The organism is Paraburkholderia humisilvae, from assembly GCF_902859855.1.
Taxonomy (GTDB): Bacteria; Pseudomonadota; Gammaproteobacteria; order Burkholderiales; family Burkholderiaceae; genus Paraburkholderia; species Paraburkholderia humisilvae.
This window is the reverse complement of the sequence record NZ_CADIKH010000088.1, coordinates 1-16,150: the sequence shown is the minus strand read 5'-3', so window position 1 is coordinate 16,150 and position 16,150 is coordinate 1. Positions and strand designations below refer to the sequence as shown.

Annotated in this window: 6 protein-coding genes and 3 pseudogenes; 6 read left to right on the top strand and 3 right to left on the bottom strand. The window is 56.6% G+C overall.

The genetic code is table 11. From position 1 onward, the window contains the following. The first annotated feature begins 472 nt into the window (after positions 1 to 472). Positions 473 to 799, top strand: a complete 327-nt coding sequence (locus tag HV796_RS36760; RefSeq protein ID WP_175232770.1) for a transposase — start codon at positions 473 to 475, stop codon at positions 797 to 799. A 156-nt stretch (positions 800 to 955) separates the two neighbouring features. Here HV796_RS36760 and HV796_RS36755 read toward each other — a convergent pair whose 3' ends face one another. Further along, positions 956 to 3,856: a BUD32 family EKC/KEOPS complex subunit gene (locus HV796_RS36755; RefSeq protein ID WP_217478109.1), complete on the bottom strand. Its 2,901-nt coding sequence runs from the start codon at positions 3,854 to 3,856 to the stop codon at positions 956 to 958. Between the two features lie 179 nt (positions 3,857 to 4,035). Here HV796_RS36755 and HV796_RS44545 point away from each other — a divergent pair. The 3 genes and pseudogenes from HV796_RS44545 to HV796_RS43535 all read left to right on the top strand — a co-directional run. Continuing rightward, positions 4,036 to 4,267, top strand: a pseudogene (locus HV796_RS44545) (IS256 family transposase); the annotation flags it as partial. Positions 4,268 to 6,439: 2,172 nt separating this feature from the next. Continuing rightward, positions 6,440 to 7,576, top strand: a pseudogene (locus tag HV796_RS36750) (IS110 family RNA-guided transposase). Positions 7,577 to 7,876: 300 nt separating this feature from the next. Beyond that, positions 7,877 to 8,683 carry an IS4/Tn5 family transposase DNA-binding protein gene (locus tag HV796_RS43535; protein WP_217478108.1) on the top strand — a complete coding sequence of 269 codons (807 nt, stop codon included), beginning with the start codon at positions 7,877 to 7,879 and terminating at the stop codon, positions 8,681 to 8,683. Positions 8,684 to 9,400: 717 nt separating this feature from the next. Here the strand turns inward: HV796_RS43535 and virB11 are convergent. Then, the gene (virB11, locus tag HV796_RS36740; protein WP_175232768.1) at positions 9,401 to 10,438 is read right to left on the bottom strand and encodes a P-type DNA transfer ATPase VirB11; all 1,038 of its coding nucleotides are present in this window, start codon (positions 10,436 to 10,438) and stop codon (positions 9,401 to 9,403) included. 946 nt (positions 10,439 to 11,384) lie between these two features. Between virB11 and HV796_RS36735 the strand changes: the two genes are divergently transcribed. Further along, on the top strand, positions 11,385 to 11,525 hold the full coding sequence (locus tag HV796_RS36735; RefSeq protein WP_175232767.1) for a hypothetical protein: 141 nt from the start codon (positions 11,385 to 11,387) through the stop codon (positions 11,523 to 11,525). Positions 11,526 to 11,879: 354 nt separating this feature from the next. On the opposite strand, the gene HV796_RS36730 is transcribed toward HV796_RS36735, so the two are convergent. Beyond that, on the bottom strand, positions 11,880 to 12,584 hold the full coding sequence (locus HV796_RS36730; RefSeq protein WP_175232766.1) for a DUF2968 domain-containing protein: 705 nt from the start codon (positions 12,582 to 12,584) through the stop codon (positions 11,880 to 11,882). Positions 12,585 to 14,709: 2,125 nt separating this feature from the next. On the opposite strand from HV796_RS36730, the pseudogene HV796_RS36725 reads away from it, so the two are divergent. Beyond that, a pseudogene (locus tag HV796_RS36725) lies at positions 14,710 to 16,046 on the top strand (IS4 family transposase). Positions 16,047 to 16,150 lie beyond the last annotated feature (104 nt).

The following is a 16,150-nucleotide window of genomic DNA, read 5'->3' as shown; positions in this document are numbered from 1 at the left end:
TCGCGCAGCGGTTGCCGGAAGAAATCTCCTTCTTTCACAGGCGTCCTGGGACCCATCCACACCTCATCAGAATTTGCAGGATTCTCACGATAATGTGCCAGGTTCCTGCAATCTCACAACACCATTTCGGCCTCAAAGCTCCGCTGTACCGGGCTCGCCGAATTATTCCAGCTCGACTATAATAAGCACTGTCATGTCCAAGGGGGCCAGAGACCCTGATAGGGCGGCCACTGCGCAGCGACTCGGCGCGCGCACCCCATTGCCCAGCAAGAGTTTCCGGCTCCTGCCGCCTAGTTCGAAGGCGACATACAGTGATCCGGTTATGGTTGTATCCTGCTCGCGAAGAGCCGTGCGAGGTGCATCCATTTGCGTACTCCTTTCGCAAACGGTTCTGTGAACTCTCGCTTTACTCCAAGGGGCTGACTGAGTGGACCTTCCATAGACAGTGTCTAGACGAGGAGCCATCAGCCAGATGCATCCGCCGGACGATGTGCCGCTCGCACTCAAGGCAAGTGCCGCGGTGATCGCAATCCCCTCCTCGCAGATCGCGATTCTGGAAAAGCGCCTTCTGGAGAAGGTCAAGCTCCGGACCGACTACAACCTGCTGATCTCAGCACCCGGAATCGGCCAGATTCTCGCGACAGCCATCATCCTCGAAATCGCGACGATTGGACGTTTCGCCAGCGTCGGCGACTTCGCGTCCTACGCACGATGCGTCGACAGCCAGCGCAAGCACCGGACGCACAAAAAAGGCGAAGGCAACATGGGCCATGATTGCGCGCCAGAGCATTGCGTGTGATCACCGGTCCGGTCTTGGCCTTCTTGTGCTCGAAAAACCGAAATCCGCACCTATGCCGTGCGTTCATCGAAGCGGGCAACCATACAATTCTCTCGAGCACCGAGGCTAAACGCTTCGTCAAACGCACTGATTGTCGAAAGCACCTTCGTCCAACCTCTAGCCTTTCAGTAATCCCTTCCTTTTGGCCATGCTCGCAAAATCATTGAAATCGTGAATCAGCTTTCTTGTCATACCTGCAGTCTGATGATCATCAAGAACACCAGGGCCGTAGAGATTTGCGCTATCAAAATCAATGATGTGAAAACGCTTTGCACCGCTATCATATATAACATTGCCAAGATTTATATCGTTGTGGACAATTCCACCTTTTTTTAGAGTTTCCACCAGCTCTCTTGCGATGGTTTCGGCGCCATCCGGGTAATGAGCAATTATCTCTCGCGCAAGTTTATCGTCTCCCTCCTTGAGGACTGAAAATAAGGATTTTCCATCTATTTTCTTCATCTCAAGCTGGACGATTTTTTTGGTTGGATCGATCGGGTCAGGGATCAGATTTACCCTAGCTGATTTCTCTCCGTAGAGCCGACTAAACGCCTCTGCACTTGTCACAGCCTGATTGTATGAACTCGAGTGGTCAGCGTCCACTCGATGGTTATAGACCTTTAGAACACGCCCGCTGTCAAGTTCGTATACCTTGCTGATTGAGCCGGAGCCAATTTGCGCACGATGAGGTTGGCGCGATGTTCCTTGACGAGAAGGCTCCAGACGCGCTCGATTTTGAGTGTGGTGGCCTAGCAACCTGTTCCGTTTCAGAAGCCGCAGGCAGCTCGTGTTACCTCCTCTTTTCGTGCGCTGCCTCGCAAGACCAATGCAGTATGTGCGCCACCGGTGCTTCCTGATTCTCCATATCATCTTCGAACTTTGGTATGTTCCATCAACTAATACCGTTTTCACTGGCGTCAATCTCCGGCCTGCTCCAATCAACGTTGACAGCACGGATCCGGAAGTTACCTTGCCCAAAGCGCTTCGCGCTGCCGCTGACGAAAACCTGAAAAATGGCTTCGGAATTATCGATTTGAGAGTCCCGCCGACTGTCAGGAAAAGGGCAGCCCCGTGAAAAACCGCTTCCACCACGTTTCCGTCTTCGATAGCGTACTTCAGTCCAAAATAGGGGCCTACGATCGGGAGCGCCGTCTTCGCGTCCTTTACCGCACTTTCGAGTTCCGGCTTCACGGTCTTTTCCGCATATACATGCGGGCGGATAAGGTCCAGGTACTCGTCGACGACATCTTCGACCGCTTGGCGAGGCGTACCCTTTGTTCGGCGAAGGGTCAGTTGAACTGGTAAATCTCGGCGATACCCATGCGCATTGAAAAATAGCTGCCACTTTTCGGCCACAAACGCTGCGGGACCTTGTTCTTCAGGTATCTTTTCAAGTAGCAAATGGCCCCGAGCAGTCGAAATGTAAAAAAACTTCCCGCTTTCCGCCTGCAGCACGTATCCGATGCCCTCGCTGCTGCTAACCTGGCGCAGACTATTTCGCGTGGGCCCTTGATGGAACTGCCCGAGTGCCACAATGCGCATCGGACCGGAATCTGGGTCGATATCATAGCTTGGCCACGCCAGATTGAAGATGTCGTGAATCATCTTCCTATAGCTGTCAAGTGATTTCTCGAATACGGGAGCGTAGATATCCTTGGCATACTCCAATCCATGCGTTTGCGTGATTTTTCTCGTGATAATGCTACTCACAGTAATTGGCGTCTCTTCCCGGTACAACTCCAACTGCGTATTCTCATACGTGCAATGCGCCTTGCCGTCCCTGCATTTTCCAGCCCTTACCCATTCTTGGGGATAGAAATTCGCTACGGTTCGCCTGAGCATCGCATAGGGAGCCACGCCTTTGTCTCTTAGATATTGCGCGAGAACCTCCTCCTCGCTTGGCACCAAATCCGGAACCGATGAGGCATCTGCTTCGCTTTTCAACGACTCTTGAGATGGGTGATTGTCGGCCCGCTTCCTCCTTGTCTCGAGCTTTGCATCACCCGGAGTAACGAGGCCGACGTTGCCATCCCGAGTGGACATGCCGGCCAAAACGCTCAACGACTGCTTACCGTCTGCGGAGTGCTGCGCGACAGGTCTCGTATCAGGGCCCGCAAGGGCGGTGTTGTCGCTGGCTGGATGGCCATCCAGCGGTAGTCGCAGGAGAGACAGCGCATCAGTGACTGACGACGTACCTCCGACGTCGGCGGTTGATGTGACGGACGATGGATTGCCGTGCAACCCGAACGGCATTGGTATGCGATGCGACTGCAAGGGATTGTTCGGCCGCATACGGGGTGCTTCCCTCGGGATGTTTCGCGCTGCTGTGACGGGTGGAAACACTGTGATCGCTAGCGGCGTTCCCCCGAGCTGAGCAAGGCGATAAACAGTACCCATCAACGGGCTGCCGCCAGCAGGCAAAGGTCCATGCCCAGACTTCAACGCCAACTCCCCCCCAGATCTGAAATATTCGAGAACCTCCCAGTTTCGTTTTCGAGTTGTGCGAAGTCCCTTACCCCACTGCCCCAACCTTTCCGCAAGCTCTGAATCGATGCCATGCTTCTTCAGGGTACGAATGAAGGCACCATCTGTCTGGCCTGGCTCGGGAGCGGGAATCGTCAAAGATTCCGGGGCTGGGAGGTCCGCGCGGATGCGGGCCCGGCTGTCGGCCAAGTCCAAAGCCAGCAAGATCGGCGGGGCGGATTCGTCTTCCAGGTCGGAGGTACATGGGGCGCCATGGACTGTGAAGGCAGCATCCCAAAGCTTCCGGGGCATTGACGGCGAAAACACCTTCGACGCGACATCCCGCAGGGCGCTACCCAGCGTACCGGCTTCCGTCTGCGGCAAGCCCACCAACATTTCGGGGCGCGGGAGCGCGCTAGGAGTTCCCAGGCCCCGCCTTTCGGCGGGATCTGTGAGGTTTAGGGTGTCCTTCAGGTTGGCGAGGCGTTCCTCGGTGGACGGTGCAGAAAACTTCTTGATGGTTTCGGGCATGTGGCAGCGAATAGCAAAGGTCACGGCCAGCCCATTGTGAGTGCCGGCAGTCGAGTTATTGTCGAAACTAACGTACGGGGAGTTGAGGCGGGAGTTTGAACTCGGTGGAGGCACCAGCTGTGTTGGGAAATCCTCAGGCAACAAGCCATCCACTTTGGGCAGGATACAGAAAAGGCAGTCGCCGGTCTATCGAGAGCGGGCATAGGAAGTCGCCCCGGGTAAGCGAGGCGCTGCCGTGGCTGTATCTGCGGTGCATCTCAACGGGCGATGAGCGCGTCAAAGCGCTGAGGGCACTACGGGAGTGTCGGCCAACGTGGCGAGCCGACTGGAGGTGCAACAGGCTTGAAGAGCATGTGGCCTGGTACCGACGTGGAGGAATCGCACAACGTCTGTTGTCCGGCTGACGGAGTGCATATGAGGCTGTGCAGCGACAACCGGAACCGACATTACATCTGACACAGTATGCTCCCCATCACCAGCCAACCTTTTCTTGCAGGAGCGCACCAGAAAATGTGATTCAAGGTTATGCGCAGCGCAGAAAAGCTCGAGATTATCGCTCTCGCGGCGCCGCGATGCGGATTGCCGAGTCGAGTTATTGATTGCCGCAGATCCTCAATCCGCCGGAAGCTTTTCTTTCTCCTCAATTGGCCGTAAACTCCTTGCGGCTCCATAATTTAATGCCTGTTAGTCCGAGTGGCCATCCCGACGTAGTACCTCATCCGCCGTCGAGCTGCAAAACACTCCATCAAGTTGTTCGGTGCCACACCGTGGTGCTGAAGAATGACTTGAGCCGGATGCGGGGTGACTCGCCTGTCCGGTCCTTAGAAGAGGAGGACGCGACGGTAACGTCGCGTCCTTACCCGACAAGCGACTCTTAACCGGATGTTGCATCGCACCCCATCAAACTTTCGCCTGCCGCTCAATGGCAAACTGCCAACGAAGATCGCACACCGTCGGCACGGGGCTGCTCCAGCTGATACTTTACGCACACGCTTCGCGAGATGCCCTGGAGTGCCTCAACGTCATGCTCGCCCCCAAAGCCTTCATGTTTTTCTACCGCCTTCCGTCCAAAGAAATACCCCCAATAATTATTCTCTTAAGATCCAAAAATCAAAAATATTTTTTATAACGTAATCCAGTTATTTTAAAAAAAATCACCTCATTCAAACAGCATATTGAGACGAAAAATGACTCACACTGCGGGCGACTGGAACCATTGACAAAGCCCGCACGATTGGAAAATTATATAACTTCTGTTTAGCGCAAACCACGAGGAGCATGCGCGAATATCATTTCACGTATGTTCTAGTCTGCGAATGCAACGCTTTGCAGGAGTAGTCATAAAAGCATGGCGTATGTATTACGCCTGCTTTCAAGCTATCTCGCGTCTTTCCAAACGCGTTATTGGAGTGCCGCATGGAGCGTATGGACTGGAATTTCACCGGCAGTGCCTGCTTCGCCGCAGTCTCCATATGCATTGGAGTAGCGATTCGGGTAATTCGAGTACTCTGTTTCGCACGGGTCGGGGCAATGTTTGGTGACAGACGCACGGTTTCGTCTGCAACGAATCGTAGCGCGACCGGCCGTTTTGGTCTGCAATACCATGCGCCTCGGGCTTGCAGCGGCCACAAACAATGTGCCTCCGGCCCTTGCGAAGACACTGGATTATCAGATGTTGGCGCTAATCAAAAACTTACCGATTGGCGGCTCGCTCCGCCTACGCTTCCACAACTAGCGAACGCTTAATAATCCGAAGTATTGGATATGAGCGCTAACTGGCGATGCAGATTACCCTCCCTCGCGGACGTTCACTGCGTCACGGCAGCCGCCTACATATGACAAAGAGGTAGCCTCCAATGAAATCCCACGCCCATTTCGAACTGATTCGAATGCAAGCCGCCGCGACCGCCAACGCAGAGGACGCAAGAATTTGGCGCTGGTATGCCGATCTAATGGAGGACCGGCGCCTTGTCTGCCTACGTTGTGGTCTGGCTTGGACAGTCACGGTTGACGGGCGCCTGCTCGCCCGCGATCCATCGTTCGACTTGGCGGTGCGCACAGCCTATCTGCACTCACATGTGCCCGCGTCTCTGAACCCCGCAATGGCAACGTAGCTGCTGAGACAATCCGCGCCATGCGACCATGCCGCCGCGCTTACTGTAAATGGCAATGTGCGAGCGCACTCAAAGCAGTTACTGTTTCACCCACGTGCCACGAAAACAGTGGCGAAAACGCGATCGTGGGTAAGGGGTGGTTAATGAATGAGTCTTTGGGCGTTCGCCATCAAATCTGCTGCTGACGAGGGTTATCAAGGTTTCGCGTTGAGACTTCGAATCGGAAATCAACGTCAGCGTCCAACCACCTTCTGCACATTCAGGTCGGCGCTTGCTACTCCAGCACTGACAGCAATTGCCCGCCAGCATTATTGTAAGCGCCTCACGGCGCTTACAATTACCCACATTTCTTGCCGCGAAACCTGGTAGGCAGTATGACTTCCCGTAAGGCAGGCTAGCCTGCCGTGGGGAATCAAACGCGGGTTAGCATTGCTGTCAGAGCCGCACGGTGCGGACAGGGCCGCACCCGGCGATTGCCGGCACGGAGCCTAGCATGCAAGACGATAGCACGCTGTACGTCGGCCTGGACGTACACAAGGACTCGATCACGGTGGCCTACGCGCTGAGCGCAGGTGAGGTCGAAGTGCTCGGCAAGATCGGCACGACGCAGGCCGATAACGATCGCCTGTGCAAGCGACTGCACTCCAAAGCGCGACGGGGCAGCGTCGTCTACGAGGCCGGGCTGTGCGGATATGGACTTTACCGGCACCTCATCCGGAAGGGATTCGACTGCATGGTGTGCGCGCCATCGCTGATTCCCCGCAAACCAGTCGAGCGGGTCAAGACAGACCGGCGCGACGCCGTGAAACTCGTTCGATCGCTGCGCGCCGGCGACCTGTCGGCCGTGTACGTACCCAGCGTCGACGATGAAGCATTCCGGGATCTCGCACTCGCATGGACGAGTGCCGAAGACGACCTGAAGCGTGCGCGCCAACGGATGAACGCCTTTCTGCTCTCCCACGGCGTGCGCTATGCCGCCTGTGCTGACTGGGGCGCGGCGCACCGGCGCTGGATCAGCCAGTATTCGTTCGACAGTCAATGGCAGCAACTGGCGTTCGAGGAGCTCCGGCACACGATCGAGGACCGGCTCGCGCAATGTGACCGGCTGGAATCCGCGCTCCGTGAGGCGGTCGCCAGCTGGCGCCTCTATCCGGTCGTCCTGGGTCTGCAGGCAATACGTGGCGTGCAGTTCACTACGGCAGTGGGCATGATCTCCGAGCTGGGCGATCTGTCACGCTTCGTGCACCCACGCCAGTTGATGGCATGGCTGGGGGTGACGCCATCCGAGCATTCCTCGGGTGACAAACGCCGCCAGGGCAGCATCACCAAAAACGGCAACGGCTATGCGAGAAAACTGCTGGTTGAAGCGGCCTGGAGCTATCGGCACCCGGCACGAGTCAGCCTCGATATACAGCGGCGGCACGACGGCTTGCCCAAGCCCATCATTGATCGCGCGTGGGACGCGTAGGTACGCCTGTGCCGACGCTACAGCAAACTCGTCGCACGCGGCAAGCAGAAGAATGTCGTGATAGTCGCTGTCGCCCGCGAACTCAGCAGATCCCTCTGGGACATCTGCCGACTGTCGATGTCGCTCGCCCTACCCGCCGAGAGTCAGATGCCTATGACGTGACGCGACACCCGAGCCCGGATCCCCATAACCACTCATGCAAGAGTGTCCTGAAGGCGGCGTAGCCCGGCGCACGGGTAGCGAAAGGCTCATTGGGCGGACCTCTGTAATGCGGTAGCCAACCCGCGGATATCAGCGTGATCCACCGTCGAGATTTACTGCTACGTCGCCCTCAGGATACTCGAGCATCGAAAATCTAAAACCGATCCCGCTTGACACAGGAAGTCATATCAACCTGGCATACGTCATGTTCCATGCGTAAGCGATATGGCCGGCAAGCGACAGGCGGATGATCGGTTGTGGATGAATCTTGAGGTCCGGGGAAGCGAATTCCAGGACACGCGGTTGCGCCGTCGCTTCGCAATTCTGCTTGAGAAGCTGTGGAACGGCATGGGGCAGACCATCCCGTTCGCGTGTCAGGACTGGGCATCGACCAAGGGCGCCTGCCGGATCCTGTCCGATGACCGCGTCAGCGAACACGATATCCGGCATTTCCAGGCGAGCTCTGAACGTGTGAAGGCCACCGGTGGGCCGGTGCTGATCCTGCAGGACACGACCACATTCTCGTACCAACGGGAGCGTCCCGAGCTCATCGGCCACACCGGCAAGACGACCCTGCGAACGGGAAACTATGGCGTGGGTCCGCGACAGCCGCTCACGCAATGCGGCATCCTGATGCATTCGAGTCTTGTTGTCACTGCCGATGGATTGCCACTTGGCCTGGCTGCAGTGAAGTTCTGGACGAGAAAGCAGTTCAAGGGGGCTTATGAGCTTAAGCGCCATATCAATCCCACGCGCGTACCGATCGAGGAAAAGAAAAGCTGGCGCTGGCTTGAAAACACGCGCCAGTCGACGGGACTTCTCGACGATCCTGTGCGTTGCATTCACATCGGCGATCGGGAAAGCGGCATTTACGAGTTGCTTTGCATCGCATACGATCTTCGCACCCACTTTCTCGTGCGCACCTGCTTCGACAGGCTCGCGGGAGATGGGCAGAACACGATCTCCAAAGCCATGCAGCACGTTCAGCTCAAGGGGCCCCATCGCGTCGAGCTTCGCGACGCGAAAGGCCGCCCGATGACCGCGACGCTCGAACTGCGCTACAGCTAACGGTCCTGCACGCACAGGAACGCGATCCGCCACCCGGGCGTGCCCGCATTGAAAGGACGCTGATCACCAACCTGCCGGTCCGCTCTCGTGCAGAGGCGATCGAAAAGCTCGACTGGTATGCTATGCGCTGGAAAATCGAGACCTTCCACAAGATTCTGAAATCGGGTTGCAAAGCCGAGGAGTCCCGGCTTCGCACAGCCGACAGGCTACCAACCTGATCGCAGTCTTTTGCATCCTGAGCAGGCGCATATTCTGGCTCACCATGCCCGGGCGATCGGCGCCGCGGGCCGCAACCGGACTCACGTTCACGCACACCGAAATCGAACTGCTTGAACACCTCGTTCACGATACGTCCCACAACGCGCAGGCTCCGCCGTTCGCGCGCAACGTTATCAGGCTCGCTCAGCTCGGTGGTTATCTTGCGCGCGCCAACGACCCTCCGCCGGGCAATGCCGTAATGTGGCGCGGAATGCGACGTCTGACTGACATCCAGAAAGGCCATGAACTCGCGCTAAAAAGAAGTGGGTAATTGCAAGCGTTGTGAGGCTCTTACGCATTATACGCGGACGTCAACTGTCAATCGACGCCCTGATGTTGCCGCCAGCGACTCGAATTAGATTCTCCATCCCCTGAGAGTGAAATGTCGTGCGCGAAGCGCCTTCGACAGTAGAACCACTGGCACACCGCCCCTTGGTAGCTGCCTCCCTGCGTGAGAATTCAAGATATTCCATTCAATAGACGAGCCTTACCGACTGGGTCGTACCAGATCTCCGACAGACGCTTATCGCGCATAAAAAGCACGAGGTCAATCGTTACGCGCACTTGGTCCATGATGAAACGCCAGTCGAGTGACTGTCCCATCACGCTCTGTTTAATGAGGGATGCAATCCGCGGATAGGCGGAGCGCGCATCGTTGCAGAGGACCGCGGTGATACCACCAGGCGTGCCGGAGTTAAGTAGTGTGAGATAGTCCCATGTCTCATCGCCGCGTAGTTCAGCGAGAAATACGCGGTCAAATTTCATGTGGGACGTCGAACGCACGACATCCCTCGCTGTCAGCGTACCGGCGGAGAACATGTGTACCCTGTTCGGATGATGCGGCAGCAACAACTCTGGCGCATCCTCGATCGTGCCAATCCGCTCGCCGGATGGAACTAGATCCAACAACGCTTTCGTCAGCGTCGTCTTGCCAGATCCAGCGCCACCGGCAAGTACGATGTTCATCCGGTTGTCGACAGCAAGTTTGAGCAGACGCGTAACATTGCGCTCGCTCTTCGCCTCAAGCATCTCGCGCTCGACGGGTTGCAATATATCAAGATATGTTGCGTCAGGTTGCGGCGATGCATCGCGGTAGCCATCAAACCAACCATTGCGCTTATACTCATCGACGGAGTACCGAAGATTCGAAGGTATGCGAATCGTGATTGAGATTGTGTCCCGCTCGCATGCCGGTTGCATAAGCATGTGTCCGCGCTGGCCTTCGGGCAACACCACAGAGTGAATCGGCTCTTTCCTCGAGAACCTGCCACCCTTCATGACGGCCAGTGCATTAGCCAGCCCCAAGCAAGCATCCAAAGTGCACGCGGGGGCATCATGCTGTTGCCACCCATTTGCTCCGTACGTCCAAATCTCGCCTGGTCGGTTGATCGCTACCTCGGTGATGCTGTCAACCAAGAAGGGGGCGATGCCTGCCTGCTTCAGAAGATTTCGGGCCACAGCCCCCTTTTCGATAACCTCAATAACGGTTGAATTCATATGTATTCCTCGTTAAACAATAAAGGATCACATGTGCCGGTTGACGCCGGTCTCCCGCCTTTCACGGCAAGCGTGTCTTGAATGACAGAGGCCCTTGCCAAGCAGGGACTGTGAGCGCGACAACACGTATCCTCGTGCGCCGGCTTGGCGAGGGTCGCGGTCAATAACGGCACGCTGAACTGTCCCTTCTGCGGCAGCCCATATGCCAATCCCAGCAAGCACAGCACACTGTCCACTCGGCGAAGCGCGACATCCATCACACAAAGGTTCACACCGCCCAGCCACGCATCCATCGTATCGAGATGAGCGCCGTCCATTATGTGGCGGCAATTGATCGCGAATACATATTATTATGCGATTTCCTTAAATCGTGCCATCACGTGTTTTGCAATGAAGCGGAAATGACCTCGCGGCGTCAAGGTTTGGCTGCGCGGCTCGCCATCGCAGGCCGCTCGGTCTCGTAGTTTCGATATCGTTAATTCACGGTCGAAATGTTCTTTACACGTAAGGCGATGAACGCAACGATTTGGTGCGACCTGGGAAGACGTCATGCGATTGGGTTTTACCGAGTTGGCGGATGCCGGCTGATGCTGGCTTCACGCTCGAAGCACTAACGGAAGCTGACAACAGCGACACGCGGGTTCATTCGACGGATCAAGAACTATACGCTTTACCTGCGCACTTACGGCTTAATGCGAAGTGAATCGTATCCTCACAATTCTGTCCGTTGAACACAGCGCTTCGTTTCTCTTGGGCTGCATTTCGCGCAACTGTGGTGGTTACGTACGTAACGAGCCGAGTAACAATCCAGTGGCCATTGAACGGAGCGTCCATGGCTAGACGCTATGGGGAGGGCCGCGTCGGGCGCGTCCATCTGTGTAGCTACTTCGGTCAAGGCAACAGGTATGCAACTCTGCTCCACAGGAGTCGCTGTACCCGAGAGCCCATGGCCGCCATCTTCAGTGCCCGCCGCGCCCGGCTGGCCGAGCGTTTCGCACCCGAAGAAAGCACTTTAGCGCTGATCTTCCTGGCCCGGGCACGGCCCCAGCCAGGGACAAAAGTGATTGACCATGGCGAAGCGGCTTAGGTCCGGGCCGATCCCGGATAACAGGATAACGAGACCATCACCGACACCGACGTCCAAATCGTTGGTGCGCGCTCATTGGCCAGTCTATGGCGCTCATCGAACCCAATCCGGAGCTTGCCGTCGGCTCTGGGCATCTCCCCATATGGAGCTGTGCGCTTGCGCTAACTGAGCTGCGCATTCGGCCGTGCACCGCATTGGCCGGAATGATACCCCTCGAAAAGCCGCATGCTGTCGCCCGCAACAACCTGAAAACGCGCTGCACGATCTTCGATCGCGTTACCGCGCGCAGAATTCGGACCATATTGTGGTGGCGCCGTGACCTATGGAATTGGGCGCGGCAGGCGACGCATTGTGCTACTTTCGGTTAGGGACCTCGAACCCCTCCTCAGTTTCACTCTGTAGCTGCATGACCCGCTGTTCGACTTGACGCAACCGCGATAACGCGTCATCTTTTTGGCCCTTAAGGATAAGGGCTTCTGCCTCAATTGCGCGTTGACGCGCGCCGACATTTGCCTGCTGCTCACGCGCAATATTAAGATCGGCTTCTAGCCGCTTGACTCGGTTTTCAGAAAGAGTAATTTCGCGCTGAAGAAATTGCTCTTGCGCCATTAGCCTAGTACGCCGAATTTCAACCTCTGCCAGTTTCCGTGTGTCGTCCGCGAAACTCATATAGATGTGCTCCGCGCGCATATCGTCCTGCATTTTTAGTACACGCCAGAAATGCCGCCCTTGAAATAGGGCGACATAATATGTCGCTTCGGTCGGCCAGAAAAAAAGGGCTGCACCGTAGCTACCGTTGTAGGTAGTTCGCAGCTCTACAAGCTTTACCTCATTGAGCAGCCGCGTTAAATTCGCGACATCACCTTGTGCACCACTCCTTGCTTTATGAGCTTCGGGCTTCGACTCGGTGACTTGGGGCGTGAAGTCCTTTGTTGCAGGGGTGGCTTTCGGGGTTGGTGCAACCCTCGTCGCATTGCCTTGGAGACGCGCCGGATTACTAGTCAGCAACGAACACGCCGCGAGCAAAATCAAACAATATAATGAAATCAAATACCTCATTCTACCGTTCCGGATTGGTGGAGAACTCTCTACGCATCTCGAATACGCTCTCGGTTGATCGCACACAAATCTCTTTGATTAAGCCGTCTTTTCGCGCGATGCGCAAGGGCAACATCGTCCTTTTCGGTGTCTGGTCCGATAGATATCTATTCGATGGTTTCGGAACACTGCCCCATTGGCGCCAAGGTCATTTAGTCACGCGTTCATGAGCCGCCCCTCAACTCGAGTGAACTGCGAGATTAGGATACTCATGCGACGTGAAAAGTCGACGTGCGCTGCCGTAGGAGCGAACAGTCGCCAGCCAGAACGAACTCAAAGCCCCGCGCAGCACGATTCGATGGTGACACGAGCATGCCTCTATGAACGTCCTACCCTCGACGATATCCTCACTGCCGCGAGCCAACGCAAGCCATGCGAACCGGGACGACACGATGCCATCGGATGGTCAACGCGCCAGCACAGCGGGTCGGCGATACGTTACCATCGTGAACCGACAATCGCCAAGTATTGTGAAGGCCCTTCCTACTGGGCATGTCCCTACAGCTGGGTAAGTGCTCTTAGTTTAGAGCTGTTAGCAGAATTAGGCGACATCATCGAACGTAAACGCCGGGTGATTGAGTGTGACCAAGGAGAGAAGAGGCTTCCCATCCACTACATTGACGATTCACGTCCGACGGACGGCGACACGCATCGCACTTGTTAAGACTTCTCAGGACGAATCCTACTTACAGCGAACTTCCTCACTTCGCAGGACTTTGCGTGCGGGCCAGAAATATAAGGCGGCCGCGCCGCGCGACCTTGGGCCTTGCCGGATCGCTGCCGCTTCCCGTCCGCGAAACCAGAAAGTAAGCGCTACCACCGGGGTACCGGGCTTAACCATGTTGTCAAGAAGGATCGCCAGTTTCGGCATCGGCTTTATCATCAAGTAGCACGTCACTGCTTGGGCGTCGCACAAATTGATCTCGTGGAAATCGCCCCGTTGCAGGCATACATTGCGCATACCACGAGTCCGAAAGCGCGCTACCCAGTGGGGTAGCAGCGACATCTCGATACCTCGAATGTACGCATCTGGAAACTCCCTTGCCAGAGCAATGACGAGCGAGCCCCATCCACTACCAAGCTCATATACGATTGCGTGCCTCGGCAGACCAACTTTCTTAAATAATGCAATGACATCAGCCGCCTCCGCTGCAGTTGACGACATCGGGGGAACACCTGTAATGCAATGAAATATGAGCAAACTCAGACAGAGCGAAGCAGTGGTCAATAGCACAATAACTGCAAGGATTTCCTGCATGAGGCTAACTGCCATCAATGGCGCTTGTCATGGACTTGCCAGATTCTATTACTGCAGCCCGACTTATGCCAAGCGGAAAGCTGGCAGACGCACATCACCCGGGCGACTGTATGACGCGCGGCGTCCACGATCTGTTGTGAGTCGTATTCAAGACCACAATACCATAGCGATAAGCGGGTAAGGCCACAGCGTCACCACCGTACCCCTCCCAATAAACCATTTTAAGCACATGATTTGATTAGTTGTTTTTTCAATCGGACGCCCCGCGAAATTCGTCAGCTCCCGAGCGAAAGGCGCGGGCTGCAATATTATGGGGCGAACAACATCGGACCAGTACAGATGCCCCCCAAAGAAACGAATGAAATAAAATCATAAAAATTGCCATACTTACTGATTTACACCGTGCTTCCGAGTAGAATTATTTAACGAAGCCAACGAACGCGCGCGCCAAAAAATACGCGAAGCTCACCCCCTGGAAGATGGAAGACTAGTCAATGGATGACTACGGCGGAACTTGTGACGCACTGAAGCGGCGCACCAAACTTCGCTTTATAGGCACGGCGTCGGGCACATTCCCCTTCGCCTCAACGGATAGGCGGTGTGTGCATCAGGATTGCGCTCCCATCTTCCCGTACTCATCGGAACGTCCTGACAGCAATAATCTCGACCATCTTACGCCTCGCCCCCCCCCCGTTACCCCATCGTCGTCTACAGAAGTCTGCCCGCCGCAACCGTAGGCCGGAACGGCCCGTCGTCGAGCAATGAGATAGACCGGGGCTTGTAAGCTTTCGGCGCGTCGCGTTTACTCTCACTTTTTGCGTAAGCGCCTTGGCCCTGGAAGCACCGTGCTGGACGGAAACCGAATTTGCTGACCTCGACCTTGGCGACGCGCACTTGAATAGGCGAGCGAGGACATTGATGGAACGATTGGCGGCCAGGCCGACGGCTGGCGTGCCGCAGGCGTGTCGGGGCTGGGGCGAAACGATGGCGGCGTACCGCTTCTTCGACAACGGTGAGGTCGAGTGGAGTGCAATTCTGGAGCCGCACTGGCGGCAAACCGAGCAACGGATGGCCGCTCAGTCGGTCGTGTTGTGCCTGCAGGACACCACGAAACTGGATTTCAACGGCCGGCAGGCCGCGGGCCTTGCTCCACTGTCTTACGGGATGCATTTGCATCCGACCTATGCGGTGACGCCTGAGAGGGTGCCGCTGGGCGTACTCGACGCGTGGTTGCGGGCGCGCGCGTCCAGGGACGCGCAGGACAAGCGCGGCAGCCTCAAGGAAAGCCTGCGCTGGATCGAGGGTTACGAGCGGGTAGCGGAAACGGCATCGAGCCGGCCGCACATGCGACTGGTGCACGTCGCCAATCGCGAGGCAGGCATGCTCGCGCTGAAGGTGCGGGCGCAGGAGCTGGGCACGCCGGCGGATTGCCTGATTCGCTCGACCCACGACCGCGCACTGCCCGAGGGAGCGAAGCTGTGGGCGGCAACTACAGAAGGCGCACCGCTCGGCGAGATTGCCTTCACGATGAGCTCGCGTCACGGCGTGAAGGCACGCCAGGTGCGTCAGCACGTATGGTTGCGGCGAATCGAACTGCCGCCAGGCGTTGGTCAAAGCGTAGCGGCCACGTGTGTGGTGGCGCGTGAGTTTGATGTACCACGCGGCGTCAAGCCAATCGAATGGCGCATGCTGACCAACCGCGAAGCCACGACGCTGCTGGAAGCGATCGAACTGATCGACTGGTATCGGGCGCGCTGGGAAATCGAGATCCTGTTCAACGTGCTGAAGAACGGTTGCCGTGCCGAGGCGCTGCAACCCGGTGCGATCGAACGGCTCGAACGCGCGCTGGCGCTGTTTCTGGTCGTGGCCTGGCGAATCGCCCATCTGATGCACATGGGCCGCAGTTGCCCCGATCTGGATGCCGGACCGCTGTTCGATGTCGATGAAATTCGCGGTGTGTATTTGCTGACCGACATCGGCAGCCGGCCAAGCGCAGGCTCAACGAGGTGCTGCGCTTGATCGCACGCCTGAGCGGATTCCTCGGCCGCAAGGGCAATGGCGAACCAAGCGCGAAGGCTATTTGGCGGGGACTCAAAGAGGTTCATGTCGCTACCAAGACATTGCAGAAGTTACGAGCCGGCGGTCACGCTGGAAATTGTGTATAACCTTTTCATGATTCAATTCGGCATCGCCCCCAAGCATGAAAGCTCCGCAAGGCACAGAATCCTCAGTGGCGCACAGGACACCAAAGACCGCAATCTCAATGGTG

Bases quoted from the DNA above. Each gene is read 5' to 3' on its own strand.
- HV796_RS36730 (WP_175232766.1), bottom strand. From the start codon at position 12,584: ATGAGGTATTTGATTTCATTATATTGTTTGATTTTGCTCGCGGCGTGT.
- HV796_RS36735 (WP_175232767.1), top strand. From the start codon at position 11,385: ATGGCCGCCATCTTCAGTGCCCGCCGCGCCCGGCTGGCCGAGCGTTTC.
- HV796_RS36760 (WP_175232770.1), top strand. From the start codon at position 473: ATGCATCCGCCGGACGATGTGCCGCTCGCACTCAAGGCAAGTGCCGCG.
- HV796_RS43535 (WP_217478108.1), top strand. From the start codon at position 7,877: ATGAATCTTGAGGTCCGGGGAAGCGAATTCCAGGACACGCGGTTGCGC.
- virB11 (WP_175232768.1), bottom strand. From the start codon at position 10,438: ATGAATTCAACCGTTATTGAGGTTATCGAAAAGGGGGCTGTGGCCCGA.